Consider the following 232-nt stretch of genomic DNA (forward strand, 5'->3'; position numbering starts at 1 on the left):
TCTTGACGGCATTCGCATCTGCCGTGTCGAGGGTGAGTCTCTGGTGACCAGCGTTATCCCCAGGGATAATCTCCTAGAGGCCAAACAGTTGCCGGATATCCCGCCTCGAGGGATCTGCTACCTTCTCGATGAAGACCACGGGAACCTAAACCGCGTTTACACGGGCCAGACAACTCAAGGCGTGACCCTCGAAGACAATCTCGAATTCAATTCTCCCAGTGCCACTGCCGTA

1 protein-coding gene is annotated in these 232 nt (G+C 55.2%); it reads left to right on the top strand.

Annotation, left to right across the window (positions count from 1 at the left end):
- Positions 1-43 precede the first annotated feature (43 nt).
- Positions 44-232, top strand: a 189-nt coding sequence (locus QP415_RS13120) for a hypothetical protein (RefSeq protein WP_285100363.1), incomplete at its 3' end; no start/stop codon positions are given.

Source organism: Pauljensenia sp. UMB3104, assembly GCF_030217285.1.
In the GTDB taxonomy this organism is placed as follows: Bacteria; Actinomycetota; Actinomycetes; order Actinomycetales; family Actinomycetaceae; genus Pauljensenia.